The following is a 25,798-nucleotide window of genomic DNA, read 5'->3' as shown; positions in this document are numbered from 1 at the left end:
TCGTTTCGGCAGCGCGCGGCTTATTCAGCGCGCGGTATTCGCCCAATCGCAAGATTCAAGATCCGCCGAAATACGGATCATGGATGCCAGATTCATACTGGAAGATTCGGCCAAGCCAATCAGCTTCGCAGGATAGGTCGTTGCGGCGCTCAGCGCATCCTTCAGCGGGACACCGACAATTTTGACAAGGATGCGAACAGCCGTCGTCAAATCCAGATCAGCCCCTGCCAGCGTTCCATTTTCAAGCGTCAGGCGGCCATCCGTTCTGGTAATACGGCGCCCTTCAAGGTTGAATTCGGCATCCTCTGTTCCGGCAACAGCCATGGCATCGCTGACCAGAAATATCCGGGCCGGCCCGGTCTTTGCCGCCCATGCCGCCCTCATGACCTCAGGGTGTACGTGTATACTGTCGGCAATCAGACCCGCAGACAAACCCGCATTGGCCAGCGCCGCCCCTACAAGTCCAGGCTCGCGGTTTCCAAGCTGGCTCATGGCGTTGAACAGATGTGTGACACAGCGCGCGCCCGCCGCAGCATAACGTTGACAGGTCGCAAAATCCGCATTGCTATGACCCAGAGACACCAGAATTCCGGCCTCAGCCAAAGAGGTAACCTGTCGCTCAGACACAGCTTCTGGCGCCAGGGTTACTTTGAGGCAAGGCAATCGGCTGGCCGCGGCTATCAGGGTGGTCAGATCATCTTCATCCATCGGGCGGATCAGCGCCGCGTCATGCGCCCCTTTTCGCGCCAACGAAAGATGCGGTCCCTCCAGATGCAGTCCAGCGACACCGGGAACACCGACATCCACAGCCTTGATCGCGGCCTCTATTGCCTGCTGGGTCTTGGCCGCAGTGTCGGTAATCAGGGTGGGCAAAAAGGATGCGACGCCAAGCTTTCTATGCGCTTGAGAAACGCGCTGGATAGTCTCGACAGAAGGGTCATCGTTGAACATGACACTTCCGCCGCCATTGACCTGTAGGTCCACAAATCCGGGGCAGAGAATATCACCGTTCAGATCGACCTGCTGCCCGGCGATTTTGGTTCCGTCTGCCGGGGTGACCTCGGACAATTTACCTTGGCAAAACACAACCGCCTGCCCCTCCAGCAGGTGTGTGCCGTCGAAATAGGCGCCGTTTCTGAATACAACCGTCTCAGAGGTCATACAGTTTCCGTAACTTTCTTAAGGTGACGCGGGGCATCAGGGTCAATTCCGCGATTGCAGGCGACCGATTCAACCATGCTGTAGAACGATGTGATGGTGCTGATGGGATCGGTCAGCCAATGGTCCGTTCTGACGACCGGCAGAGGCTGCGCCTGTTTCACCGCCGAGGTTGCGGCAAAAACGGTAGCCCCTTTTGCCGCCAACGCATCAGCCGCTTCTGCCGTTGTTTGTTCAGCGGCATCACCGGCGGCGAACACAATGGTTGGAAACCCTTCTTCAACGATTGAGACCGGCCCGTGCAGAACTTCGGCAGTCGAATAGCTCTCGGCGTGAATCTGGCAGGTCTCTTTGATCTTCAGCGCCGCTTCATTCGAGATCGCCAGCGACGGACCGCGACCCAAGGTAAACAGGGACCGGCCGGAAATCGCATTGGCGGCCGGGGTCCAGTCGCATTGGGCAGCCTTCCCAAGATACCCGGGCAGTGACCATATGGCCTGCTTCAGCTCTGCCTCATCCGCGATTTCCGCCAGCAACCACAGCCCCGCCACCAGAGACGTCACAAAGGTCTTGGTTGCTGCCACACTCAATTCCGGTCCGGCATGAAGATGCAGGACGGCATCCGTGGCATCTGCCAGGTGGGATTCCGTATTGTTCGTAATGGCGACCGTCACGGCACCAGATCGTTTCAGCGCGCGCGTCATGCCAACGATGTCCGGGCTTTGACCAGATTGCGACACCGATATACTCAACGTACCCTGCGCCCGAAGCTCGGCACCATAGATCGAGTTGACCGAGGGCCCGACCGAGGCAACAGGAAGGTTCAGCAACAGTTCGCATGCATATTTCAGATAGGTGCAGGCGTGATCCGAAGATCCCCGCGCCACCGTGACCAGAAAACGCGGGTCTGCGTCGCGCGCCAACTGGGCAGCGTGGCGGATATTGTCAGCCCCATTGCTTAGCAATCGGTCTACGGCATCAGGAATTTCCAGAATTTCCTGACGCATCTTCGAGAGTTCTACGGACATCTAGTTCCGTCCTTTCAGGTTACAACCGCAATTCAGCGACAAAATCATACGCATCGCCGCGATAAAGCGAGCGTGTCAGTTCGGCGACGCGTCCGTTTCTGAGAAAAGAAACACGTTCAATATTCAGCCCAGCGGCTCCCTCGGGAACATCAAGCAGTTCAGCCTCACGCGCGGCCAAATTCAGGGCCGAGATCTTCTGAACCGCCCGAACAGGACGGCGGCCCAGCCGATCCAAGACCTCGTACAGAGAGGTGGTCACTTCGATCGGGTTGGGCAAGATATCCAAAGGCAACGCCGCTTTTTCCAGCGCCAGCGGGCGGCCATCGGCTTCGCGCAATCGGTAGATACGAGAGATTTGCTCACCCTCGGACAAGCTCAAGGCGGCAATCTCTTCTTGGGTCGGCGCAAAGACCCCCCGCTCCAGCCATTTCGAGGCGGTCTTCATTCCGCGGCTGGTCATGTCTTCGGTGAAGGATGTCAGATGCGTCAGCGATTGTTCGACCCGCGCCATACGCTCGCGGATGAACGAGCCCGAGCCCTGACGCTGTTCGATCACGCCCTCTTGGACAAGCTCTTGAATCGCCTTGCGCACAGTGACGCGCGACAGGTCGGTGATCTCGACAAGTTCCCTCTCGGACGGCAGCGACGAATTGGGGGGCAGAACGCCGGTATCAATGCCCTCCTGCAGCCTGCGCCGCAGCTGCACATATCGCGGGCCGTTGTCAGCGGTCAGCCAGGATTCCGAGCGCAGAAAATCAGCGATGCTCATGTTCTACCTCCTTCGCCAGGGCAAGCGCCCCGTCGAGCGGTTCGCCCAATGGTGCGCGCAGGTCGGATTGCATGTTTTCGGGCAGGTAGGCGGCATAATGGCCGCCAATCCCACCGGTCAGGCACAGCGCGGTGCCCGGGCTCCTCCCCAGACGCGCGGCTGTATCAGCCAGGTAAGCAGCACCTGCCTGCATGATGTGTTGCGCGGCCTCGTCTTCATTCTGAGCCGCCAAGGTCACTTTTGGCGCAATCGCACCAAACTGCGCAGGATCAGCAGCGCCTGCAAAGCGGACGATCCCGGCGGTGCCGTCGTGGTCGGACAGCAGAGCCGCCAAAAGGTCCGAACTGGGCTGCGTTCCATCAAAGGCGCGCAATGCCAAAGACAGCGCCATCCTTCCAACCCACTGGGCCGAGGCTTCATCCCCCAAGGCCGAGCCCCAGCCACCGGCAAAGCGCATGTCTCTACCAGTTTGTCTGGCCAGAAATGAGCCTGTACCACAATGGGCGATCAGCCCGTCCTGCGCACCCAGGGCCCCGCGCAAAGCTGCGGGGCGGTCATCTTCAATCCGGGCGCGCGTCAGGCCAAGCGCATCCCTCAGGCGGGTTGCGATTGTCTGATCCGTGATCCCGGCCAAGCCAACAAAAGCAGGGCAGGCCAACAAGGTCTCAACCCCGAGGCCAAGCTTGCCGGACAGCTGATCCAACCCAAGTTTTATCTGTGAAACACCGGCCTCAAAATCAGTCGAGACATTCGCAGCGCCGACCTCAACACCGTGAATAACTCCGGCAACCTCGCAGGCAACGCGACACCGCGTTCCACCGCCATCAATGGCCAGCACAGCATTATTCAGGGACTCAGTCATGACAATACCAATACAATACCTATTTCGATTAGAAAAGCCTCGTTTTATGCTATTTTCGCCAATATCTCGATTTTTCCTTTAAAATCAGCACCCAAATAATACCGAAAAGAAAATGTTGGACAGGTGGTATTAAATAGGTATTGTAATCGGGAAACCTGGGAGGGGATTCTCTTGACGCTGCCGTCAACCGAACAACTGCACCGCGACGCCGCCAGCCTGAGCCGCGAAGACCTGACAGGGTCGGCGCTGTTGCTGGCCGAGGGGCAGATCGCTGCGGCAGCGGCGGTGCGCTCGGCCACACAGGCTATTGCATTGGGCGCCGCTGCGATGGCCAGGACGCTCCGGTCGGGCGGCATGTTGCACTATGTTGCGGCAGGCTCGTCCGGTTTGATGGCGGCGGCTGACGCGCAAGAGCTGGGCGGAACATTCTCGATCACGCCAGACCAGTTGCGAATCCATATGGCTGGTGGTCTTCCGGCGGGTGTCGAGATGCCGGGTGATTCCGAAGACGCCGACGGTGACCTGCGTGAAGCGCTGAACAGTTTGTCAGCCCGGGACACGGTGATCGCCGTATCCGCAAGCGGGTCGACCCCCTACACGATGACAGCGGCAGGCATCGCCCGTGCAAAAGGCGCGACCTTGATCGGCATCGCCAATAACGCCAACAGCCCCCTGCTGATACAGGCCAACATCCCGATCCTGCTTGCCACACCGCCCGAATTGATCTCTGGATCAACTCGGATGGGCGCGGGAACGGCACAAAAGATCGCCTTGAATATGCTGTCGTCGCTGATGGCGCTGGACCTTGGCCACGTACATGGCGGCATGATGGTCAACCTGCGCGCCGACAATGACAAACTGCGCGCCCGCGCGGCCGGAATCGTCACCCGCATTGCCGAGGTGGACACAGGCGCTGCAAAGCGCGCACTGGAAGCAACGCGCGGTGATGTGAAGCCCGCCGTGCTTGTCGCCGCAAAAGGTGTTTCGGCATCCGAAGCCACCGAACGCCTAAGAACATCAGACGGAATCCTAACGGCCGCACTGGCCATAGAATAATAACCATCAATCGGGAGAATATGGATGACCAAGAATAGCTTGAAACTTGCTCTGCTGGGCACGACGCTGATGGCGTCGGCTGCCTATGCGGAAGATGTGACCCTGACCATCGAAAGCTGGCGAAATGACGACCTGACGCTATGGCAGGACCAGATCATCCCTGCGTTTGAGGCCAAACACCCCGGCATCAAAGTGCAATTCACACCCTCGGCCCCGGCGGAATACAACGCCGTACTGAATTCGAAACTGGATGCGGGATCGGCGGGTGACCTGATCACCTGTCGACCGTTCGACGCATCGCTGGCCCTGTATGAGGCCGGTCATCTGAGCGACCTGTCCGGTGTCGAAGCGATGAACAACTTCTCGGATGTCGCCAAGTCGGCCTGGCAAACGGATGACGGCTCGGCCAGTTTCTGCGTTCCGATGGCGTCGGTGATCCACGGGTTCATCTATAACAAGGACGCGTTTACCGAACTGGGTATCGAAGTTCCCACAACCGAGGACGAGTTCTTTGCCGCCCTCGACAAGATCAAGGAAGACGGCACTTATATCCCGATGGCGATGGGCACCAACGACCAGTGGGAAGCCGCCACTATGGGTTATAACAACATCGGCCCGAACTATTGGAAAGGCGAAGAGGGCCGCCAGGCGCTGATCGCGGGCGAGCAAAAGCTGACCGATGAAGCCTGGACCGCCCCCTATGCCACCCTGGCCCGTTGGGGCGCTTATCTGGGTGATGGATATGAGGCGCAGACCTATCCGGACAGCCAGAACATCTTTACCTTGGGCCGCGCAGCCGTCTACCCTGCGGGATCCTGGGAAATTTCGGGCTTCAATGCGCAGGCCGATTTCGAAATGGGCGCCTTTAAGCCCCCAGTCCAGAATGCGGGCGATACCTGCTATATCTCGGACCACACCGACATTGGCATTGGTATGAATGCGGCCACAGCGAATCCCGAAGCTGCCGAGACGTTCCTGGCCTGGGTCGCAAGCCCGGAATTCGCCGAAATCTTCGGCAACGCCCTGCCTGGCTTCTTCCCGCTCTCGAACACTCCGGTCGAGCTGCAGGATCCGCTGGCCAAGGAAATCGTAGGCTGGCGCGAAGACTGTGAATCGACCATCCGCTCGACCTATCAAATCCTGTCGCGTGGCACACCGAACCTTGAAAACGATACCTGGGGCGCTTCGGTTGCCGCCATCAAAGGCGCAAAATCCCCCGAGGAACTGGGTGCCGAACTGCAGGAAGGCCTGGCCTCCTGGTACGCTCCGCATCAGTAAGCTGATCCATACCCGGGCGGTGCCGACCGCCCGGGTAACTCCGACACCCCTTTGAAAGCAATCCCATGACCCGCCCCCGCATCCGCTGGCATATCGTTGTATTTCTGGCACCTGCCGTACTCGTCTATACCGCTGTGATGATTTTCCCGCTGTTCAACACACTGCGCCTTGCACTGTATACAGAGGTTGATCAGGCTCGCGTGTTTGTCGGATTGCAGAATTTCCGGACCCTGTTTTTCGATCCCAACTGGTCGGATCAGTTCTGGAATGCTCTGGGTAATAATTTTTGGTTCTTCCTGATCCATATGTTGGTTCAGAACCCGATCGGCATCGCGCTGGCCGCCCTTCTCAGCCACCCCCGCCTACGGTTTGCCGCCCTGTATCGCTCGGCGATCTTTATTCCTACGATCCTCAGCTTTGTGATCGTGGGCTTTGCCTGGAAACTGATCCTGTCGCCGATCTGGGGCATCGCACCTTCGATGCTGGATGCGGTTGGGCTGAAGTCCCTCTTTGCGCCGTGGTTGGGCAAAGAGGAATACGCACTGACCACGCTGGCGCTGATCTCGGTCTGGCAGTTCGTAGGCATCCCGATGATGCTGATCTATGCCGCCCTGCTGACCATCCCCGAAGAAATCCTTGAGGCCGGAGAGATCGACGGCATCACCGGGGCCTCGGCCTTCTGGAAGATCAAACTACCGCTGATCCTGCCCTCGATCGGGATCATCTCGATCCTGACCTTTGTGGGAAATTTCAACGCATTCGACCTGATCTATGCCTCACAAGGCGCGCTGGCGGGGCCGGATTTCTCAACCGATATTCTGGGCACCTTCATGTACCGCACCTTCTTTGGCTTCCAGTTGCAGCTGGGCGACCCGCATATGGGGTCCGCCATCGCCGGGGCCATGTTCGCAATCATCCTGGTGGGCGTCTGTATCTATCTGTTCGGCATCCAGACCCGGATGCGCCGGTATCAACTGTGAGGGCCAAGTGATGAACAAAGCACGCCAAAACCCCCTCAACACCGCAGCAATGCATGCCGGGTTGATCCTGTACACGCTGATCGCGCTGTTCCCGGTCTTTGTGATCCTGATCAACAGCTTCAAAACCCGCCGGTCGATCTTTCGCGAACCGCTGGCCCTGCCCAACGCAGACAGTTTTTCGCTGATCGGCTATGAGACGGTGATGAAGCAGGGGGATTTCTTCCTCTACTTTCAGAACTCGATGATCGTCACCGTGGCGTCGTTGTTCTTTATCCTGCTGTTCGGTGCCATGGCGGCCTATGCGCTGTCCGAATACCAGTTCAAAGGCAACCTGCTGATGGGCCTGTATCTGGCACTGGGGATCATGATTCCGATCCGCATCGGCACTGTCGCAATCCTTGAGATGATGGTGGCGACCGGGTTGGTGAACTCACTTTGGGCGCTGATCCTGGTCTATACGGCACAGGGTTTGCCGCTGGCTGTGTTCATCCTGTCCGAATTCATGCGGCAGGTCAGCGACGATCTGAAAAACGCCGGGCGCATCGACGGGCTGTCGGAATATACGATCTTCTTCCGCCTGGTGCTGCCACTGGTGCGGCCCGCCATGGCGACGGTGGCCGTATTCAACATGATCCCGATCTGGAACGACCTTTGGTTCCCGCTGATCCTGGCCCCCGCCGAAGAGACCAAGACCCTGACGCTGGGCAGCCAGGTCTTTATTGGTCAATTTGTCACCGACTGGAACGCGGTCTTGTCAGCCTTGTCGATGGCAATCCTGCCGGTCCTGGTTCTCTATGTCATATTCTCGCGCCAGTTGATCCGCGGCATCACGTCAGGGGCTGTCAAATGACACGTGTTCTGATCGCAGGTCTTGGCAATATGGGGTTCAGCCACGCGCTGGCCCATCACCATCACCCGGACGTGCAAATTGCTGGGCTGGTGAACCGATCCGGGCGCGTGGATGACCCCGATCTGGCGGATTATCCTGCCTATTCGGATTTCGAAACCGCGCTGGCCGAAACAAACCCGGATCTGGTCGTGATCGCCACCTATTCCGACAGCCATGCGGATTATGCCTGTGCGGCGATGGAAGCCGGGGCGCATGTCTTTGTAGAGAAACCGCTGGCCACCAATGTCGCTGATGCGCAGCGCGTGGTCGAAACCGCCACCCGACTGAACCGCAAGCTGGTTGTTGGCTACATCCTGCGCCACCACCCCTCGTGGGTGCGGCTGATTGCCGAGGCCCGCAACCTGGGTGGGCCTTATGTATTCCGCCTGAACCTGAACCAGCAATCCAGCGGCGCGGAATGGGAGACGCATAAAGCGTTGATGCAGACCACCTCGCCCATCGTGGATTGCGGCGTTCACTATGTCGATGTGATGTGTCAGATCACCGACGCGCAACCGGTGCGCGTCCACGGCATGGGTCTGCGCCTGTCCGATGAGATCGCGCCCGAAATGTATAATTATGGCCAGTTCCAGGTGGTCTTCGATGACGGCTCGGTCGGCTGGTACGAGGCCGGCTGGGGCCCGATGATGTCGGAAACCGCGTTCTTCGTGAAAGATATCGTGTCGCCCAACGGCTCGGTCTCGATCACCGACGGGAACAAGGGCGCCTCGGCGGATATCGACGGCCACACAAAGGTTGGCGGTCTGCTGGTCCACACACCGCAAGGCGACCACACAATCGACATGCCCGGTGAACCCGGTCACCAGGAACTCTGCGATGCCGAGCAGGGCTATATGCTGCGCGCCATCGCCGAAGACATAGACTTGACGCGTCATATGAATGACGCTGTCCAATCCCTTGCCATTTGCCTGGCCGCAGATGAAAGCATCCGCACTGGCCAGCCCGTTTCCTTTGAGGAGCAAGCGACATGACCGCCCTGACGCTGAACAAAATCAATAAATCCTTCGGCAATGTGCATGTCCTAAAAGACATCACGCTTGAAGTCGAAGACGGCGAGTTTGTCGTCTTTGTCGGCCCTTCGGGCTGTGGCAAATCCACCCTGTTGCGGGTGATTGCGGGGCTCGAGGATGCATCGTCCGGTGAGATCAACATTGGCGGGCAGCAGGTCAATCTGGTGCCCCCATCCAAGCGCGGGATCGCGATGGTGTTCCAAAGCTATGCGCTCTATCCGCATCTCAGCGTTCGGGGCAACATGACCCTGGCGCTGAAGCAGGAAAAGCAGCCCAAATCGGAAATCGAAGGCCGCGTGGCCAAAGCCAGCCGGATGCTGAACCTCGAGCCCTATCTGGATCGCTTCCCCTCGGAATTGTCGGGCGGTCAGCGTCAGCGGGTTGCCATTGGCCGCGCCATCGTGCGCGAACCCAAACTGTTCCTGTTTGATGAGCCTCTGTCCAACCTGGACGCCGCGCTTCGCATGAATACGCGAATCGAGATCGCCAACCTGCACCGAGCGCTGGATGCGTCGATGATCTATGTCACCCATGATCAGACCGAGGCCATGACATTGGCCGACAAGATCGTCGTTCTGCGTGACGGCCAGGTAGAACAGATCGGCAGCCCGATGGAGCTGTATAACAACCCCGCCAACCAGTTCGTGGCGGGGTTCCTCGGCTCTCCGTCAATGAATTTTCTGCCTCAAGGATTGCTCAACGAAAGCGGTCAGAACACGATCGGCATTCGGCCCGAGGATCTGTTCCTTGCAGATGACGGCCCGCTTACTGCACGCGTCAGCCATGTTGAGAAGCTGGGCGGAGACACCAATGTCATCGCACAGGTCAACGAACACGCCGTAACCGCCCGCCTGTTTGGCCAGCATGCGATATCTGAGGGGCAGGAATTGCGACTCGCCTATTCTCCGGACAAGGCCTATCGGTTCAATCCAGAAGGTCAGCGCCTTACCTGACCGCTTTTTCACTGGCAAATTACTAATAAAACACGCTGTGATCAGTCCGTTTTGACGGGCTGGTCCAATCGGCGTATCCTAACGCATCCCGAGTAAATCTGTTTCCTGAGTATCCCGGCGCCATCGTTATTGGCGCTGTTATCACCCTGTCACAAATGCCCCCTAAATCCGTTTCATCGACTTTTCACAGACAGCCAGGAGCAATCCATGAAAGACGTTGACCCTACCACACTTTCCGCCGACGACTGGGACGAGCTGCATTTCCCCCGCCCCGAAGAAAACGACTTTGACCGTGTCGTCGAAAGCGCCATTTCCCGCCGCGGATTTCTGTCCGGTGTCGTGGCCTTCGGCTCTGGCGCGGCTGCGATGGGTACTGGCCTACTTGGTTCGACCTCGGCGCAGGCACAGGCTGCATCCCGCTTTGCCTTCACGCCAATCGCCGCACAGACCGACGGCACCGTCCATGTGCCCGAAGGGTACGACTGGCAGATCCTGATGCGCTGGGGCGACCCGCTGTTTTCGGATGCCGATGGCTATGACCTAGCCGAGGGCGGCCCAGTCGAGAACTCGGACCGCATCTTTGGCGAGAATACCGACGGAATGGAGACCTTTATCTTCCAGGGTCATGAGCTGATTGCGATCAATCACGAATATCCGAACGGTAAGATCAACCTGCCCGCCGCGCAGGAAGGCGTTCCAGCCAGTGCTGACGACGTGCGCAAACTGCAGAACCTGCAGGGTGTGACCGTGATGGAAATCACCGAAGGCCCCGAAGGCTGGTCCGTGGTTAAAGACAGCCCGTTCAACCGGCGCATTCACCACAACACGCTGATGGCTATCGTCGGCCCCGCCGCTGGCCACGATCTGCTGAAGACCGAGGCCGACCCGACCGGCACAACCTCGCTGGGCACCATGAACAACTGCGGTGCAGGCAAGACGCCTTGGGGCACGTATCTGACCTGCGAAGAGAACTTTAACGGCTATTTCGGCTCCAGCGACGAAAACGCCAGCTATGATCAAAAGGTCGCGGACGGTTTCAAACGCTATGGTGTCAAAGCCGAAAGCTGGAACGGCTACGAACTGTTCGATCCGCGGTTCGATACCTCCAAAAACCCCAATGAGCCGCACCGGGTGGGCTGGATCGTCGAAATCGACCCGACCAAACCGGACAGCACCCCGGTCAAACACACTGGTCTGGGTCGCTTCAAGCATGAGAATGCCGAGGTGACTCTGGCCGCTGATGGCCGCGTGGTTGTCTATATGGGCGATGATGAGCGGGGCGAGTATCTGTACAAATTCGTCTCGAACGGCACCTATCAGCCCGGCGGCGAAACCCAGAGCCTGTTGAACGACGGCACGCTTTATGTGGCGAAATTCGATGACGACATGACAGGCACCTGGCTGCCGCTGACGCCGGATGCAACAGGCATGGATGCGGCGGATATTGCGATCTTCACCCGATTGGCGGCGTCCAAGGCGGGTGGCACGACCATGGATCGCCCTGAATGGGTGGCGTCCAGCCCGGTGGCGGTCGAAGCCTATTGCTGCCTGACCAACAACAAGAACCGCGGCGTGAAACCAAATGCCGGGGGTGACGATACGTCGACCAATGGACCCAACCCGCGTGAGGCCAATAGATATGGCCAGATCGTTCGCTGGAAACCGGATAATGACGACCACGCAGCCGATGCGTTCGTCTGGGATCTCTATGTCATGGCCGGCAATCCGACGGTGCATTCTGACGCCCGCGCCGGGTCGGCCAATGTGAACGAGGGCAACCTGTTCAACTCACCCGACGGGATGACCATCGACTCGACCGGTCTGGTCTGGATCCAGACCGACGGCAATGACGACAATGAAGAAGACTTCGCAGGCCACGGCAACAACCAGATGCTGGTCGGCGATCCGGTCACAGGCGAAATCGCCCGTTTCATGACCGGTCCAAACGGGTGTGAGGTCACGGGTCTGGCCTGGTCCAGCGATCTGCGCACCATGTTTGTCGGCATCCAGCATCCCGGCAGCGAATGGCCGGATGGTGGCACACCGCGCTCGTCGGTGATCACGATCAAGCGCACCGATAACGGGCTGGTCGGTTAAGCTGTTCCAGATTGTCCCCGGTCCTATGGGTCGGGGACGTCTATTCCTCAGATATCCTTACCCGGCGGCTCCAACGGTCCGCCCGGAGCCATCAGGTGGCGCTCGGACAGCCAGGGGTTAAGCTCCAAAGCACGTGACAGTGCCGCACGGGCTTCATCAATCCGATTCAAGCCAAGCAGCGTCAGGGCGCGCCCACTGATCGCAGCGACATGGTTCGGAGACAGCTCGATCGCCTTGTCCAGATCCGGCAACGCAGATGCGAAATCCTGGCTAAGATAATATGCAAAGGCGCGCTGATTGTACCCTTCGGCATAATGCGGGCAGTATTCGATGAGCTTGTCAAACTCCTCGATGGCGCCCCGAAGGTCCCAGCCACTGCGGCGGGTCATGCCCCGGTCCAGCACGGCCTGCGCAACAGCGTCGGGCGCATCGGTCCAGAACTCCCATAACTGATTGGAAAATGTCTGGGCTTCGGCCTCGTTTCCAACATCCTGAATTTGCGCGATTACGGCCGAGATGCTTTCGGTATGATCCGGCGAGGACGGGCATTCTTCAGACCAGGCGACACCTGGAAGGGCCGCCAACACTAGCAGAGGGAACACAAAACGCTTCATACGCGTATGGTGACGCGCTTGCGCAATTCGTCAACCCACCCTGTCCAAAGCGCCTGAAACAACGGTTTCCTTAACTGCCTCCATCGCCACAAAGGTCGAGGTATTCGCCACATGCGGAAGCGAGGATATCTTCTCAGCCAAAACGGCGCGGTATTCCGACATTGAACCAGTGCGGATTTTCAGCAGATAGTCGAAATTCGACGCGATCATATGGGCTTGCTCGATTTCGGGCACCTTGCGGACTGCGGCGTTAAACTCGGCCAGTGCCTTCTCTCTTGTGTCTGTCAGGCGCACCTCGACAAAAGCCACATGGTCCAGCCCCAGTCGGATCGGGTCCAGTAGAGCGCGATACCCGGTGATCACCCCGCTAACCTCAAGTCGCTTTAGACGCGCCTGGGTTGGGGATTTCGACAGCCCGATCCGCCGCGCAAGGTCGGCAACTGATATGCGCCCATCCTCTGAGAGAATCGCCAAGATCGCTCGATCAAACCGATCCAAATCCGGAAAGTTCATTTGCACGGCATTATCCCCTAAATACAGTCCATCCGACCAGATGAATTAAAAAATACGGCAATCGTCCTGAGAAATCGACATTATATTCAACAAAAGCCTGGAGGATTCATGTCACACAGCCTGAGCACCCATATCGACAGCCAAACCTACGCTGATCAAACCGCCGTTCTCGACAATCTTATCGATCATGCCGCGCTGTCTGAAACTGATCGAGCCCAAATCTGTGCGGCAGCCGCCCAGCTTGTGCGTGATATTCGATCCAGTACATCGCCGGGCATGATGGAGGTGTTTCTGGCCGAATATGGCCTGTCCACCGATGAGGGCGTGGCGCTGATGTGTCTGGCCGAAGCGCTGCTGCGCGTGCCGGATGCCGACACGATCGATGCTCTCATCGAAGACAAGATCGCGCCGTCCGACTGGGGCAAGCATCTTGGGCAATCCTCCTCGCCGCTGGTGAATGCCTCGACCTGGGCGCTGATGCTGACCGGTAAAGTTCTCGACGACGGCAAGCCCTCGCCTGTCAGTGCCCTGCGAGGTGCGATCAAAAGACTGGGTGAACCGGTTATCCGCACGGCCGTCGGGCGCGCAATGAAGGAAATGGGCCGTCAGTTCGTGCTGGGCGAGACCATCCAGTCGGCCATGGAACGTGCCAGCGGGATGGAGGCCAAGGGCTATACCTATTCCTACGATATGCTGGGTGAAGCCGCACGGACCGAGGCCGACGCGGCCCGATATCATTTGTCTTATTCCCGTGCCATCACCGCCATTGCAGAGGCCTGCACCCATGATGACATTCGGGCTAATCCGGGCATCTCGGTCAAGCTGTCGGCGCTGCACCCCCGGTATGAGCTGGCCCAAGAACAGCGTGTGATGGCCGAGCTTGTTCCCCGCCTGCGCGCCCTGTGCCTTTTGGCCAAAGCCGCTGGCATGGGCCTGAATATCGACGCCGAAGAGGCCGACCGCCTGTCGCTGTCCCTGCAGGTCATCGAAGCGGTGATGGCTGAACCTGCGCTGGCAGGATGGGACGGGTTCGGAATTGTGGTTCAGGCCTATGGTCCGCGTGCCGGAATCGCTCTGGACGCGCTCTATGGAATGGCCGAGCGCTATGACCGCAAACTGATGGTGCGGCTGGTCAAAGGCGCCTATTGGGATACCGAGATCAAGCGCGCTCAGGTTGAAGGCGTAGAGGGTTTTCCGGTGTTTACCAGCAAGGCCGTGACCGATGTTTCCTATATTGCTAATGTGCGAAAATTGCTGACCATGACCGACAGGATCTATCCGCAGTTTGCCACCCATAACGCTCATACGGTCAGTGCAATTCTGCAGATGGCAACTGATCAGCCTTTCGAATTCCAGCGGCTGCACGGGATGGGGGAAACCCTGCACCATCTGGTTAAGGACGCAAACAAGACACGCTGCCGCATATATGCGCCTGTCGGGGCCCATCGTGACTTGCTGGCCTATCTGGTGCGGCGACTGCTTGAAAATGGTGCGAACTCTTCATTCGTGAACCAAATCGTGGATGATACTGTTCCCCCGGAGGAAGTTGCGGCCGATCCGTTTCTGACTCTCCTCGAACCGGCGCGCGCCATTCCAACCGGACCCGAACTGTATCAACCCGAGCGGCCCAATTCGCAGGGGTTTGATCTGCGGCACATTCCCACTTTGGACCGGGTCAACGCCGCCCGCGACGCGTTTCGGGCGCATCGCTGGTATGCGCGCCCGTTGTTGTCCGGCGATGCGCGGCCCGATGACGATCAGCCCATCGTCAACCCCGCACAGTCGCGGGATCGCCCCGGTGCCGTTGCTCCGGCCAGCGCACAAGATGTCGAGCTTGCTTTGACTGCAGCCACCCCCTGGCAGGTAGTGGCAGATCAACGCTCGCAGGTTCTGAATGCCGCCGCCGACCTTTACGAGACCCATTTCGGTGAACTTTTCGCCCTGCTGGCCCGTGAGGCTGGTAAGTCCCTGCCCGATGCAGTCGCCGAACTGCGCGAGGCGGTAGATTTCCTGCGCTATTATGCGGCGAATATACCCGACGCAGAACCAGCGGGTGTGTTCACCTGCATCAGCCCGTGGAACTTTCCGCTGGCCATTTTCACCGGTCAAATATCCGCCGCTTTGGCCACTGGGAATGCGGTGTTGGCAAAGCCCGCACCGCAGACACCATTGATCGCGCATCGCGCCGTTGAATTGCTGCACGAGGCCGGAGTGCCACGCAGCGCGCTACAGTTGCTGCCGGGCGGTCCATCGGTGGGCGCAGCCCTGACCTCGGACCCGAGAGTGTCGGGAGTGGCCTTTACCGGCTCGACCGGGACCGCCCTGAAAATCCGTGCGGCCATGGCCGGAAACTTGCGGCCGGGAACGCCTCTGATCGCGGAAACTGGTGGCTTGAATGCGATGATCGTGGACAGCACCGCCCTGCCCGAACAGGCGGTTCAGTCCATCATCGAAAGCGCGTTCCAATCAGCGGGGCAAAGATGTTCGGCCCTGCGCTGTCTCTATGTCCAGGAAGACATTGCCGATGATCTTCTGACCATGCTGACAGGGGCTATGGATGCGCTGCTGGTTGGTGATCCCTGGCCTATCTCAACCGATTGCGGCCCGGTGATTGACGACGATGCTCGTCGCGGCATCGCCGATCACATCGCATTGGCACGGTCCGAAGGGCGTGTCCTGAAAGAGATGTCCGTCCCTGGTGACGGCACGTTCATCGCCCCAACCCTTATCAAAATCCCCGGCATTGCCGAGTTGGAGCGCGAGGTGTTTGGCCCCGTCCTGCATGTAGTGCGGTTCAATTCCTCAGAGTTGGATCAGATCATCGCCGATATCAACGCCACAGGATACGGGCTGACCTTTGGCCTGCACACACGGATCGACGACCGCGTTCAGCACATCACCGAAGCTGTTCATGCCGGAAACATCTACGTCAATCGCAACCAGATCGGCGCCATAGTTGGATCGCAACCCTTTGGCGGCGAGGGCCTGTCGGGGACCGGCCCAAAGGCGGGTGGGCCGAACTACCTGACCCGTTTCTGCGCCCCGGACCGGAAGGTCAGTCCCGAGCAATGGTCCACCGATATGACCGATCTACCATTACCAGAAGAAAAATCTGCTGAGATCAAGGCGCGGTTGCTGCCCGGTCCGACGGGTGAATCGAACCGCCTGAGTGAATTCTCACGCGCACCGCTATTGTGTATGGGCCCCGGAGTTGAAGCCGCACAAGCGCAGGCCAATGCGGTCAAAGCCCTGGGCGGTCAGGCGATTATCGCTACCGGTGCCTTTGACCTGCACCGGCTTGAAAACCTGACTGGCTTCTCGGGCGTATTGTGGTGGGGCGACGACGCAACCGGTCAGGAAATCGAGCGTCATCTGTCCCGGCGTGCAGGCCCAATCATCCCTCTGATCCCCGGCCTGCCAGATCGCACCCGCGTTCTGGGAGAACGACATGTCTGTGTCGACACCACTGCTGCGGGTGGGAATGCCGCATTGCTGGGGGGTGCGGCCTAAACAGGCCTTGACGCTGGGCAGCCAACCGCCCAGCGTCGCACCATGTTTCCAATTCGTGACCATAACCCTTCGGGACGCACACCGTATGTCATCTATCTGTTGATGGCTGCAAATATCCTGATTTTCCTCAGCTATGCGGGAAGCATGGAGAACCAGCGGCTGATCACCCAGCTGTATACCGACTATGCGGTGGTGCCCGCCCGGATTACGGACGGCTATACGCTTGAGACCCTCGTGACCTCGATGTTCCTGCATGGCGGCTGGATGCATCTGGCAGGAAACATGCTGTTCCTGTGGATCTTCGGCGACAACCTCGAAGACGAAATGGGCCACCTGCCCTTTCTACTGTTCTATCTTGCCGCCGGTATCGGGGCCGGTCTGATCCACGTCGTCACAGCGCCACAATCTCTGGTCCCTACGATTGGTGCGTCTGGCGCAATAGCTGGCGTCATGGGTGGCTATTTGTTGATGTTCCCCAAAGCGCGCGTGGACATCCTGCTTGTTCTGGTGATCTATTTCCGTGTCTTCTCGATCCCGGCGTTTGTCATGCTAGGCGTGTGGCTGGGTATGCAGTTCATTGGGAGCCTGTCCAGCAACCCCGACGAGGGCGGCGTCGCCTATTGGGCCCATACCGGGGGCTTCCTTGTTGGTTTGCTCTTGTGCATACCCCTTTGGTTGCGGCGCGGCGCGAGTGACTATTGGAACCGCACCCATGGGCATCCGCCCCATCCAGAGCACAAATACAAGCTGTCACAATCCCGCATCCCCCGCATCCCGCGCCGGTAAGCGCCCACCGCTGAGCAAGGTAACCTCTTGCGCGGCGGCTTGTACCAATCGGCCCAATTCCGGCGCGCGTTCAGTGCTGAACCGGGCGGTAGGGCCAGATACGGAAATGCCCGCACAGGGTTCCCTCCGGTCGTTGAAGATGGCCGCACCGATGCATGACATCCCCTCGTATCGTTCCTCCCGATCATGCGACCACCCGCGGGCCCGGGTCTGATCCAGATCGCTTTGCAGTGCATCGCCGGGCACCAGTGTTTGAGGCGTGAAGACCTTTGTGTCCAACGTGCCCAGCGCTTTGATCAATGCAGCCTCGTTCAACGCGGCCAAGATCGCCTTACCGGTGCCCGAGGCATACATCGGTGTCCGCGCGCCCGGTGGAAAAAAGGCCCGGATCGGATTGGCCGTTTCGACCTGCCCCACAAACACCACTTCGGCCCCGTCCGGAACGGCCAGATTCGCCGTTTCGCCGCTATCCTGCATCAGCCGGCGTAAAATGGGCCTTCCGATTTCGATAACACCATTACGGCGTAGAAAGGACGCTCCGGTGCGATAAGTCTCGATCCCGATCATCCATTCTTGACGCTCTTCATCAAAGGCGACGAAACCGTGCTTCTGCAGCGTCATCAGAATTCGGTGTGTTGTGGCCGTGGGCACATCAACTTCGCGCGCCAAATCGCTGAGTGCTGCGCGTTCCAGACGGGCCACTGTGGTCAAAACGCTCAGCGCCCGATCCAGCGATTGCATGGTCCCGGCCGAGCTTTCCTTGAACAGCGATTTTGGTCTGCCGCGTGGCCTTTTCTGCGTTTCCATCCCAGGCATTTCCTTTCAGCTGTCCAAAGTTTCTCGCGTCCGGATTTCTTGTACGTAAAAATGAAAAACGGAAAAGTTTAATATATCAGTAGCTTAATATTTATCTTAAATAAATGAAAATATTTTTCAAGAAAATTGCGTAATGCAGCTTTTTCCCGGACACTTATCTCCAAAGCAGAGGAACAAGCCATGTCGAACCAAAACCCGGTTTTCATTCCCGGCCCGACCAACATACCTGATAGATTGCGCCTTGCCATGCAGGTCCAGACGCAGGATCATCGCGCGCCGGACTTTGTCCAGACATTTGCACCCGTACTGGAAGACACCAAGAAGGTCTTTGATACGGCTGCGGCACAGATCGTTACCTTTCCCGCCAGCGGCACAGGTGGATGGGAGGCTGCAATCACCAACACGCTCAGCCCCGGTGATAAGGTCCTGATTGCGCGCTATGGCGTTTTCAGCCACCGCTGGATTGATCTGTGCACACGTCACGGGCTTGACGTTCAGGTCATCGACTGCCCTTGGGGCAGCGGCGCTCCCGCTGACCAATTTCAGACTGTTCTGAGTGGGGACAAAGCGCATGAAATTCGCGCCGTTCTGGTCACTCATAATGAGACGGCGACAGGGGTGCTTTCGGATATCGGGGTTGTAAGGCGGGCGATGGATGCCGCCAATCATCCGGCGCTTTTGATGGTGGACTGCGTCAGCTCTTTGGCCTCTGTACCGTTCGAGTTCGACCGCTGGGGCGTCGACATCGCGGTTTCGGGATCGCAGAAGGGATTCATGCTGGCCACTGGCATGGCCATCCTTTGCGTCAGCCAGAAAGCGCTGGACGCGATGGAAACCGCAGAGCTGCACCGGACCTTTTTCGATTTCCGGGATATGATGGCGGCCAATGCGACCGGAGGGTTTCCCTATACACCACCTCTGCAACTGATCTACGGGCTGCGTGAAAGCCTGAAGATGCTGTTTGAAGAAGGCTTACCGAATGTTTACGCCCGTCATCATCGGCTTGCCGAGGGCGTCCGGCGCGCCGTCGATGCTTGGGGGCTGGAACTGGTTGCTCAATCGCCAGACCTTTACTCGGACACGGTCAGCGCAATCTACGTGCCCGAAGGGTTCGACAGCAACATTCTGACCGACCATGCCTTTAACACCTACGGGATGTCCTTTGGTGTTGGCTTGGGCCAGTTGCACGGCAAGGCGTTCCGTATCGGGCATCTGGGCAGTCTGACAGATGCGATGGTCCTGTCCGGACTCTGTACGATCGAGATGGCAATGGCCGATCTAAGCTATCCGATCACGTTGGGCTCTGGCGTCGCCGCAGCCCAGGAACACTTTCGCGCCACACCCGGCAACCGAACCGAGGCCGCGGCGTAAGGAGAATGACAATGTTGGATCACCCCTCTGCCGCGGATCTGACGATCGAGGACATGCGTGTCGCGCATGATCGGATCAAACCGCATATCCGCCGAACTCCGGTCATGGTTTCGGACCACCTGAATGACCTGACCGGCGCGCAGCTGTTCTTCAAGTGCGAAAATTTCCAAGAAGCCGGGGCCTTTAAGGTGCGTGGGGCCTGCAACGCTGTATTCGGCCTTGCAGACCATTTGATGCCCAAGGGTGTCTGCACGCATTCCAGCGGCAACCACGCCTTGTCTTTGTCTTATGCGGCCGGCCGCCGCGGTATTCCGTGCAACGTGGTCATGCCGCGCACAGCCCCGCAGGCCAAGAAGGATGCAGTTCGCCGATATGGCGGTACAATCACCGAATGTGACCCTTCGACAAGCTCGCGCGAAGCAACATTTGCCGAGGTTCAGGCCCGAACCGGTGGCGAATTTGTTCACCCCTATAACGACCTGCGTGTGATTACCGGTCAGGCCACCTGCTCCGCCGAACTGCTGGAACAGACTGGTGGTATGGACGCCGTTATCGCGCCCATCGGCGGTGGCGGCATGATTTCAGGCACCTGTCTGACGGTTTCGAACCTTGCGCCCGAGACCGCAATTTATGCAGCGGAACCGGAACAGGCGGATGACGCTTACCGGTCCTTCAAGGCCGGTCATATCATCGCAGATGACGCCCCCAAGACAGTCGCGGATGGGCTGCTGGTGCCCCTGAAAGAAAACACCTGGCATTTCGTATCCAACCACGTGACCGATATTTTTACCGCCTCGGAAGAGGAAATCATCGAAGCTATGAAACTGACCTGGAAGCACCTGCGCGTGGTGATGGAGCCGTCTTCGGCGGTTCCTTTGGCAACCATTTTGAAGAACCCAGAGGTTTTCCGAGGCAAGCGCATTGGCGTCATCGTGACCGGTGGCAATGTAGACTTGGACAAACTGCCCTGGCTGAGAGGGTAAGGAGAAACAACATGAACAAGACCGTAAATTTTGAAGACCTCGAGGTCGGCTTCGACATCCCTGCCGCGATCGGCATGGACGAAAGCGAGATACAGACGCCTTGCCTGATCCTTGATCTGGACGCGCTAGAGAGCAACATCCGAAAGATGGGCGATTTCGCAAAGGCCCATGGGATGCGCCATCGTGTTCATGGCAAGATGCACAAATCGGTCGATGTGGCCAAGCTGCAGGAACGGATGGGCGGTTCGGTCGGCGTCTGCTGTCAGAAAGTGTCGGAAGCCGAGGTATTTGCCCGTGGCGGCATTACGGACATCCTTGTATCCAACCAGGTGCGCGACCCGGCCAAGATTGACCGACTGGCACGGCTGCCCAATTTCGGCGCGCGTATCATTGTCTGCGTGGACGATATCGACAATATCTCCGACCTGTCGGCTGCCGCTTCGCGTCACGGCACAGAACTGGAAGTGTTCATCGAGATCGACTGCGGCGCAGGGCGCTGTGGTGTAACCACGACACCGGCGGTCATCGAGATTGCCAAAGCTGTGCAAGCAGCGCCAAATCTGAAATTCACCGGCATTCAGGCCTATCAGGGTGCGATGCAACATCTCGACACCTATGAGGCCCGTAAAGAGAAGCTGGATGTTGCCATTGCCATGGTCAAAGACGCTGTCGCCGGGTTGAAAGCAGAAGGGATCGAGTGCGAACTGGTTTCGGGCGGCGGCACCGGTTCCTATTACTTCGAAAGTAACTCGGGCGTTTACAACGAATTGCAATGCGGCTCTTACGCCTTCATGGACGCGGATTACGGGCGGATTCTGGATCAGAACGGCCAGCGGATTGATCAGGGAGAATGGGAAAATGCGCTGTTCATCCTGACCAGCGTCATGAGCCACGCCAAAGCAGACAAGGCCATCTGCGACGCCGGCCTCAAGGCGCAATCGGTCGATAGCGGCCTGCCTTTTGTGTTCGGACGTGATGATGTCGAATACCTCAAGTGCTCGGACGAGCATGGGGTTATCGGGGATCCAGACGGCGTACTGAAGGTCAATGACAAGCTGCGGTTGGTGCCGGGCCACTGTGACCCCACATGCAATGTCCATGATTGGTATGTGGGCGTACGGGGCGGCAAAGTCGAAGCCCTGTGGCCGGTCTCGGCCCGCGGGAAAGCCTATTGAGATGAGGGATGTTATGAAAAGCGACGGCCTGCTGATTGTAGGCGAAGATCTGTGTGAGAAACTGGTAGGACGCCAGCAGGCCTTTGACGCTGTACAAGCTGTGTTCGGTGCGATGGCTAAAGGTGGCGCGTGGAACTTTCCCGTTATCCGCGAGGCTTTGGGCCATGCCGACGCACTCTATGGGTTCAAATCGGGATTTGACCGCGACGGTCAGGTGCTGGGCCTCAAATCCGGTGGATACTGGCCGGGCAATGCGGCGAAGGGCCTGACCAACCACCAATCCACGGTGTTTCTGTTCGACCCCGATACCGGGCGATTGTCCGCGCTTGTCGGGGGCAATTACCTGACAGCGGTGCGCACAGCGGCCTCTTCGGCGGTTTCGATCGCGCATCTGGCGCGGCAAGACGCAAGAGTACTTGGTATGGTCGGGGCCGGACATCAGTCAACTTTCCAGCTGCGGGCGGCGGCGGAACAGCGCGACTTCGAAAAGGTCATTGCCTGGAACCCGCATCCCGACATGCTGCCCCGCCTTGCAGCTGTGGCCACTGAGGTTGGGTTGGAATTCGAGGCCGTCAGCCAACAGGAGCTGGGCGCACAGGCGGATGTGATCATCACCATCACCTCGGCTTTTGAGCCGCTCTTGATGAAAGACTGGATCAAGCCCGGCACGCATCTAGCTTGCATGGGCACCGACACCAAAGGCAAACAGGAGGTTGACGCAGATCTCGTCGCTGCGGCGACTGTCTTTACCGACGAGGTCGCCCAGTCCGTGACAATCGGCGAGGCCCAACATGCCATCAGCCTTGGCGCCTTGACCGAGGATGCAATCGCGCCCATCGGCGCCGTCATCAATGGTGACCATCCCGGTCGGACAAGCGACGATCAGATCACTCTGTTTGATGGAACCGGGGTCGGGTTGCAGGATCTTGCAGTCGCCTCAGTCGCTGCACGATTGGCTGAAGAGGCGGATCTAGCCCAGCGCGCGACCCTCTGAAACGAAAAAGCGCGCCTCAATCGGGCGCGCTTGCTTGACCTGTCTGTTGGTGGCTCAGCCCCGGATGACCTTGGAAAACTGATCAAAGATGGGCTCGTTGGAACAGATGACCTCGCCGTCCTCCAGCACGTTACCTTCCGGGTTCAAAGCCTGCACAAAGCCACCAGCCTCTTTCACGATGATGATCCCGGCGGCAACATCCCAGGCATTCAGACGGCGTTCCCAAAAGCCTTCATACCGGCCAGCAGCAACATAAGCCATGTCCAGCGCTGCTGCGCCCCACCGACGTACACCGGCGCAGACTGGCATCAGACGTGCCAGATCCTGCAGGGTCGCTGGCAAGTCAGACCGTCCGCCAAAAGGCAGCCCGGTCGAAAAGATCGACTCGATCATGCGGTGACGACCCGAAACGCGGATACGGGTGTCGTTCATCCATGCGCCTTCGCCATTTTCTGCAAAGAACATCTCGTCCTTGGCGGCGTCATAGATCACACCGGCAACAATTTTGCCTTTATGTTCCAACGCGATCGAGATCGCCCAGTGCGGCAGGCCGTGCAGAAAATTCGTGGTGCCATCCAGCGGATCCACAATCCAGCGGCGGGTGGGATCTTCGCCGGCAATCTCGCCGCCCTCTTCGGCCAGCCAGCCATAGGTCGGGCGCGCGCCAAGCAGTTCCTCTTTCAGGATCGCCTCGGCTGCAATGTCTGCCTTGGACACAAAATCCCCGGCGCCTTTCATCGACACCTGAAGGTTCTCGACTTCACGAAAATCCTTGACCAGTGAACGCCCCGCTTTGCGCGCGGCTTTGATCATGATGTTGAGGTTTGCACTGCCAACCATTGTCCAAAGGCTCCTGTCCGGTCAAACCGCGCGTATACTGGGGCAATGCGCCCTTGCCAAGAGGAATGATACGCATAGCAGACCCGCGTTTTGTGCCTATTGCTCCTGCAGCTTGCGCGCCTCGGTTTTGGCCAGCTTGATCAGCTCTTGTACAAAGGGTTTCTCAAGGTCCTCGGTGCGCACTGCGGCGTACAGCCTGCGCGTAATTCCGTCTTTGGTCAGCGGGCGGGTGACATAGTCTGAATTATACTTCACCTCACGCACAACCCAGTCCGGCAGCACCGATATCCCCCGGTTCGACGCGACCAGCAACAGGATCACAGCGGTCAGCTCAACCTGCCGGATTGCGGCCGGTTCAACCCGCGCAGGGATCAGCAGCTGGCTGAATACATCCAACCGTGTACGTTCGACCGGATAGGTAATCAGGGTCTGGCCCCGAAAATCTTCGGCCTCAATGAACTCTTTCTGGGCAAGCGGGTGTGTCGAAGCCGCGACAAACACTGCGTCATAGTCAAAGAGTTCGATGAATTCGACACCGGGCAGATCTTCTGGGTCCGAGGAAACGACCAGATCGACCTCTTCTTTTTGCAAAGCCGGCAAGGCATCAAAGGCCAGGCCGGGGCGGATATCGACATCCACATCGCCCCAGGATTTACGAAAGGATTCCAGCACCGGGAACAGCCACTCAAAACAGGCGTGGCATTCAATGGCGATATGCATACGGCCCGTGCGCCCGTCGCGCAAAGAAGAGAACTCCTGCTGTGTCGCCTCGACCTGCGGCAGGATCTGCTCGGCCAGGCGTAACAGCCGCAAACCGGCCGCCGAAAGTTTCATCGGTTTGGACCGGCGCAAGAACAATTCGACTCCGGCCTGATCCTCTAGGCCTTTGATTTGATGGCTCAACGCGGATTGAGTGATGTTCAGTTGATCTGCGGCACGGGCAAGCCCGCCACATTCATGGATCGCCTTGATCGTACGCAGGTGGCGGAATTCGATATGCATTGCACGGAACTCATGTTGTTCTTGAATAATATGAGTTTGTCTCACAATGCGTAAGCTGGCACAAGGGTCAGAGATTTCACCCGTGAGGCCGAGATGACAAGACCAGAAGTTTCATTTGAATTTTTCCCGCCACAGACACTTGAGGCTTCATTCCGCCTTTGGGATACGGTGCAAACACTGGCACCGCTTGAACCGCGCTTTGTTTCTGTCACCTATGGCGCGGGGGGCACCACGCGCGAGCTGACGCGCGATGCGGTGGCCACATTGCACAAGTCCTCTGGCCTGCCTGTTGCTGCACATCTGACTTGTGTGGATGCGTCACGTCAGGAAACACTGGAAATCGCAGATACCTTTGCTCGGGCGGGCGTGGAGAACATCGTCGCCTTGCGCGGCGATCCGCCCAAGGGTCAGGATCGGTTCGCGCCGCACCCGGAAGGGTTCGCGGACTCGGTCGAATTAATCGAAGCACTGGCAGAAACCGAGATGTTCAGCATCCGTGTTGGCGCCTATCCAGACAAACACCCCGAAGCACGGGATTTTTCCACCGATATCGACTGGCTAAAGGCCAAGCTGGACGCTGGGGCCGACGAAGCCCTGACACAGTTCTTTTTTGAGGCCGAGACCTTTTTCCGTTTCCGCGATGCCTGTGAAAAGGCAGGGATCGACAAGCCCATCGTTCCGGGCATCCTGCCGATCGAAAACTGGAAAGGGGCGCGCAACTTTGCCCGCAGATGCGGGACACATATTCCGGATTGGATCGAGAATGCCTTTGAGAAGGCCATTCGTGACGACCGCGAAGACCTGCTGGCCACCGCGTTGTGCACAGAACTTTGTTCAGACCTGATCGAGGGCGGAGTAGACAAGCTCCACTTTTACACCCTGAACCGGCCGGAACTGACCCGGGATGTGTGCTTTGCCCTTGGAGTCACACCAAAGGCCGAGCTTCAGAACGTCGCTTGATATCCGCTTGTTTCAGACTGTGCACCCGGGGCTAAAACCCCGGGTGTTTTTGTGGAACAAGTTGGGATTGCCCTGCCTGACAGGGGCCACTTGAACAATCCAACTGAAGCCTTAATCATTGTCGCGATAAACC

The 25,798-nt window shown here is 58.4% G+C and carries 23 protein-coding genes; 14 read left to right on the top strand and 9 right to left on the bottom strand.

The window, feature by feature from the left end:
• Nucleotides 1-24 precede the first annotated feature (24 nt).
• From nagA to AC2FIC_RS00590, 4 genes are read right to left on the bottom strand one after another with little or no spacing between them, the layout of a single operon-like run.
• Complete coding sequence (nagA, locus tag AC2FIC_RS00605) at nt 25-1,161, bottom strand: N-acetylglucosamine-6-phosphate deacetylase (RefSeq protein ID WP_496690972.1); 1,137 nt, start codon at nt 1,159-1,161, stop codon at nt 25-27.
• On the bottom strand, nt 1,158-2,186 hold the full coding sequence (locus AC2FIC_RS00600; protein WP_496690973.1) for an SIS domain-containing protein: 1,029 nt from the start codon (nt 2,184-2,186) through the stop codon (nt 1,158-1,160). Before AC2FIC_RS00600 ends, nagA begins: the two co-directional genes overlap by 4 nt.
• A gap of 19 nt (nt 2,187-2,205) precedes the next feature.
• The gene (locus tag AC2FIC_RS00595; protein WP_496690974.1) at nt 2,206-2,955 is read right to left on the bottom strand and encodes a GntR family transcriptional regulator; all 750 of its coding nucleotides are present in this window, start codon (nt 2,953-2,955) and stop codon (nt 2,206-2,208) included.
• The gene (locus AC2FIC_RS00590; RefSeq protein ID WP_496690975.1) at nt 2,942-3,817 is read right to left on the bottom strand and encodes a glucosamine kinase nucleotide-binding domain-containing protein; all 876 of its coding nucleotides are present in this window, start codon (nt 3,815-3,817) and stop codon (nt 2,942-2,944) included. Before AC2FIC_RS00590 ends, AC2FIC_RS00595 begins: the two co-directional genes overlap by 14 nt.
• Before the next feature lie 171 nt (nt 3,818-3,988).
• On the opposite strand from AC2FIC_RS00590, the gene AC2FIC_RS00585 reads away from it, so the two are divergent.
• The 7 genes from AC2FIC_RS00585 to AC2FIC_RS00555 all read left to right on the top strand — a co-directional run bounded on the left by AC2FIC_RS00585 (nt 3,989) and on the right by AC2FIC_RS00555 (nt 12,101).
• Nucleotides 3,989-4,873, top strand: coding sequence for an N-acetylmuramic acid 6-phosphate etherase (locus tag AC2FIC_RS00585; RefSeq protein WP_496690976.1), 885 nt, complete (start codon nt 3,989-3,991; stop codon nt 4,871-4,873).
• Between the two features lie 24 nt (nt 4,874-4,897).
• Nucleotides 4,898-6,151, top strand: coding sequence for an ABC transporter substrate-binding protein (locus AC2FIC_RS00580; protein ID WP_496690977.1), 1,254 nt, complete (start codon nt 4,898-4,900; stop codon nt 6,149-6,151).
• A 65-nt stretch (nt 6,152-6,216) separates the two neighbouring features.
• Entirely contained in the window at nt 6,217-7,131 is a 915-nt protein-coding gene (locus tag AC2FIC_RS00575) for a carbohydrate ABC transporter permease (RefSeq protein WP_142636674.1), read from the top strand.
• 10 nt (nt 7,132-7,141) lie between these two features.
• A complete protein-coding gene (locus tag AC2FIC_RS00570) occupies nt 7,142-7,981 on the top strand; it encodes a carbohydrate ABC transporter permease (RefSeq protein WP_142636672.1) in 840 nt (279 codons plus the stop codon).
• On the top strand, nt 7,978-9,012 hold the full coding sequence (locus AC2FIC_RS00565) for a Gfo/Idh/MocA family protein (RefSeq protein WP_496869999.1): 1,035 nt from the start codon (nt 7,978-7,980) through the stop codon (nt 9,010-9,012). Before AC2FIC_RS00570 ends, AC2FIC_RS00565 begins: the two co-directional genes overlap by 4 nt.
• Complete coding sequence (locus AC2FIC_RS00560; protein ID WP_496869998.1) at nt 9,009-10,004, top strand: ABC transporter ATP-binding protein; 996 nt, start codon at nt 9,009-9,011, stop codon at nt 10,002-10,004. Before AC2FIC_RS00565 ends, AC2FIC_RS00560 begins: the two co-directional genes overlap by 4 nt.
• A gap of 207 nt (nt 10,005-10,211) precedes the next feature.
• A complete protein-coding gene (locus AC2FIC_RS00555; RefSeq protein WP_496869997.1) occupies nt 10,212-12,101 on the top strand; it encodes a PhoX family protein in 1,890 nt (629 codons plus the stop codon).
• 47 nt (nt 12,102-12,148) lie between these two features.
• Here AC2FIC_RS00555 and AC2FIC_RS00550 read toward each other — a convergent pair whose 3' ends face one another.
• Nucleotides 12,149-12,715 carry a tetratricopeptide repeat protein gene (locus AC2FIC_RS00550; RefSeq protein WP_496690981.1) on the bottom strand — a complete coding sequence of 189 codons (567 nt, stop codon included), beginning with the start codon at nt 12,713-12,715 and terminating at the stop codon, nt 12,149-12,151.
• A 30-nt stretch (nt 12,716-12,745) separates the two neighbouring features.
• Entirely contained in the window at nt 12,746-13,228 is a 483-nt protein-coding gene (locus tag AC2FIC_RS00545; protein WP_496691044.1) for an Lrp/AsnC family transcriptional regulator, read from the bottom strand.
• 108 nt (nt 13,229-13,336) lie between these two features.
• Here AC2FIC_RS00545 and putA point away from each other — a divergent pair, with 108 nt between their 5' ends.
• Nucleotides 13,337-16,738: a bifunctional proline dehydrogenase/L-glutamate gamma-semialdehyde dehydrogenase PutA gene (gene putA, locus AC2FIC_RS00540; RefSeq protein ID WP_496690982.1), complete on the top strand. Its 3,402-nt coding sequence runs from the start codon at nt 13,337-13,339 to the stop codon at nt 16,736-16,738.
• 42 nt (nt 16,739-16,780) lie between these two features.
• Entirely contained in the window at nt 16,781-17,524 is a 744-nt protein-coding gene (locus AC2FIC_RS00535; RefSeq protein ID WP_142636658.1) for a rhomboid family intramembrane serine protease, read from the top strand.
• Here AC2FIC_RS00535 and AC2FIC_RS00530 read toward each other — a convergent pair.
• The gene (locus AC2FIC_RS00530; RefSeq protein WP_496690983.1) at nt 17,489-18,331 is read right to left on the bottom strand and encodes an IclR family transcriptional regulator; all 843 of its coding nucleotides are present in this window, start codon (nt 18,329-18,331) and stop codon (nt 17,489-17,491) included. The genes AC2FIC_RS00535 and AC2FIC_RS00530 overlap by 36 nt on opposite strands.
• Nucleotides 18,332-18,520: 189 nt before the next feature.
• Between AC2FIC_RS00530 and bhcA the strand changes: the two genes are divergently transcribed.
• From bhcA to bhcD, 4 genes are read left to right on the top strand one after another with little or no spacing between them, the layout of a single operon-like run.
• A complete protein-coding gene (gene bhcA / locus AC2FIC_RS00525) occupies nt 18,521-19,711 on the top strand; it encodes an L-aspartate--glyoxylate aminotransferase BhcA (RefSeq protein ID WP_496690984.1) in 1,191 nt (396 codons plus the stop codon).
• A gap of 11 nt (nt 19,712-19,722) precedes the next feature.
• Nucleotides 19,723-20,694, top strand: a complete 972-nt coding sequence (gene bhcB, locus AC2FIC_RS00520; RefSeq protein WP_496690985.1) for a beta-hydroxyaspartate dehydratase BhcB — start codon at nt 19,723-19,725, stop codon at nt 20,692-20,694.
• An 11-nt stretch (nt 20,695-20,705) separates the two neighbouring features.
• Nucleotides 20,706-21,869 (top strand): 3-hydroxy-D-aspartate aldolase BhcC, encoded by a 1,164-nt coding sequence (gene bhcC, locus AC2FIC_RS00515; protein ID WP_496690986.1) that lies wholly within the window; start codon nt 20,706-20,708, stop codon nt 21,867-21,869.
• 13 nt (nt 21,870-21,882) lie between these two features.
• Nucleotides 21,883-22,863, top strand: coding sequence for an iminosuccinate reductase BhcD (gene bhcD, locus AC2FIC_RS00510; RefSeq protein WP_496690987.1), 981 nt, complete (start codon nt 21,883-21,885; stop codon nt 22,861-22,863).
• 54 nt (nt 22,864-22,917) lie between these two features.
• Here the strand turns inward: bhcD and AC2FIC_RS00505 are convergent, their stop codons facing one another.
• Both AC2FIC_RS00505 and AC2FIC_RS00500 read right to left on the bottom strand, forming a co-directional pair.
• Entirely contained in the window at nt 22,918-23,703 is a 786-nt protein-coding gene (locus AC2FIC_RS00505; protein ID WP_142636646.1) for an inositol monophosphatase family protein, read from the bottom strand.
• Between the two features lie 96 nt (nt 23,704-23,799).
• Nucleotides 23,800-24,705: a LysR family transcriptional regulator gene (locus tag AC2FIC_RS00500; RefSeq protein ID WP_271949308.1), complete on the bottom strand. Its 906-nt coding sequence runs from the start codon at nt 24,703-24,705 to the stop codon at nt 23,800-23,802.
• Nucleotides 24,706-24,798: 93 nt separating this feature from the next.
• Between AC2FIC_RS00500 and metF the strand changes: the two genes are divergently transcribed.
• Entirely contained in the window at nt 24,799-25,665 is an 867-nt protein-coding gene (metF, locus tag AC2FIC_RS00495; protein ID WP_496690988.1) for a methylenetetrahydrofolate reductase [NAD(P)H], read from the top strand.
• Nucleotides 25,666-25,798 lie beyond the last annotated feature (133 nt).

This window comes from Ruegeria sp. CDSC079 (assembly GCF_059610505.1).
Note: the sequence above shows the minus strand (reverse complement) of the source record. Positions and strands in the feature narration are given on the sequence as shown.

Excerpts from the sequence above, each read along its gene's own strand:
- nagA (WP_496690972.1), bottom strand. The coding sequence starts at position 1,161 with ATGACCTCTGAGACGGTTGTATTCAGAAACGGCGCCTATTTCGACGGC.
- bhcA (WP_496690984.1), top strand. The coding sequence starts at position 18,521 with ATGTCGAACCAAAACCCGGTTTTCATTCCCGGCCCGACCAACATACCT.
- AC2FIC_RS00545 (WP_496691044.1), bottom strand. The coding sequence starts at position 13,228 with ATGAACTTTCCGGATTTGGATCGGTTTGATCGAGCGATCTTGGCGATT.
- AC2FIC_RS00555 (WP_496869997.1), top strand. The coding sequence starts at position 10,212 with ATGAAAGACGTTGACCCTACCACACTTTCCGCCGACGACTGGGACGAG.
- bhcB (WP_496690985.1), top strand. The coding sequence starts at position 19,723 with ATGTTGGATCACCCCTCTGCCGCGGATCTGACGATCGAGGACATGCGT.
- bhcC (WP_496690986.1), top strand. The coding sequence starts at position 20,706 with ATGAACAAGACCGTAAATTTTGAAGACCTCGAGGTCGGCTTCGACATC.
- AC2FIC_RS00575 (WP_142636674.1), top strand. The coding sequence starts at position 6,217 with ATGACCCGCCCCCGCATCCGCTGGCATATCGTTGTATTTCTGGCACCT.
- AC2FIC_RS00580 (WP_496690977.1), top strand. The coding sequence starts at position 4,898 with ATGACCAAGAATAGCTTGAAACTTGCTCTGCTGGGCACGACGCTGATG.
- AC2FIC_RS00530 (WP_496690983.1), bottom strand. The coding sequence starts at position 18,331 with ATGGAAACGCAGAAAAGGCCACGCGGCAGACCAAAATCGCTGTTCAAG.
- AC2FIC_RS00560 (WP_496869998.1), top strand. The coding sequence starts at position 9,009 with ATGACCGCCCTGACGCTGAACAAAATCAATAAATCCTTCGGCAATGTG.
- AC2FIC_RS00595 (WP_496690974.1), bottom strand. The coding sequence starts at position 2,955 with ATGAGCATCGCTGATTTTCTGCGCTCGGAATCCTGGCTGACCGCTGAC.
- AC2FIC_RS00590 (WP_496690975.1), bottom strand. The coding sequence starts at position 3,817 with ATGACTGAGTCCCTGAATAATGCTGTGCTGGCCATTGATGGCGGTGGA.
- AC2FIC_RS00500 (WP_271949308.1), bottom strand. The coding sequence starts at position 24,705 with ATGCATATCGAATTCCGCCACCTGCGTACGATCAAGGCGATCCATGAA.
- bhcD (WP_496690987.1), top strand. The coding sequence starts at position 21,883 with ATGAAAAGCGACGGCCTGCTGATTGTAGGCGAAGATCTGTGTGAGAAA.
- AC2FIC_RS00505 (WP_142636646.1), bottom strand. The coding sequence starts at position 23,703 with ATGGTTGGCAGTGCAAACCTCAACATCATGATCAAAGCCGCGCGCAAA.
- AC2FIC_RS00565 (WP_496869999.1), top strand. The coding sequence starts at position 7,978 with ATGACACGTGTTCTGATCGCAGGTCTTGGCAATATGGGGTTCAGCCAC.
- metF (WP_496690988.1), top strand. The coding sequence starts at position 24,799 with ATGACAAGACCAGAAGTTTCATTTGAATTTTTCCCGCCACAGACACTT.
- AC2FIC_RS00570 (WP_142636672.1), top strand. The coding sequence starts at position 7,142 with ATGAACAAAGCACGCCAAAACCCCCTCAACACCGCAGCAATGCATGCC.
- AC2FIC_RS00600 (WP_496690973.1), bottom strand. The coding sequence starts at position 2,186 with ATGTCCGTAGAACTCTCGAAGATGCGTCAGGAAATTCTGGAAATTCCT.
- AC2FIC_RS00535 (WP_142636658.1), top strand. The coding sequence starts at position 16,781 with ATGTTTCCAATTCGTGACCATAACCCTTCGGGACGCACACCGTATGTC.
- AC2FIC_RS00550 (WP_496690981.1), bottom strand. The coding sequence starts at position 12,715 with ATGAAGCGTTTTGTGTTCCCTCTGCTAGTGTTGGCGGCCCTTCCAGGT.
- putA (WP_496690982.1), top strand. The coding sequence starts at position 13,337 with ATGTCACACAGCCTGAGCACCCATATCGACAGCCAAACCTACGCTGAT.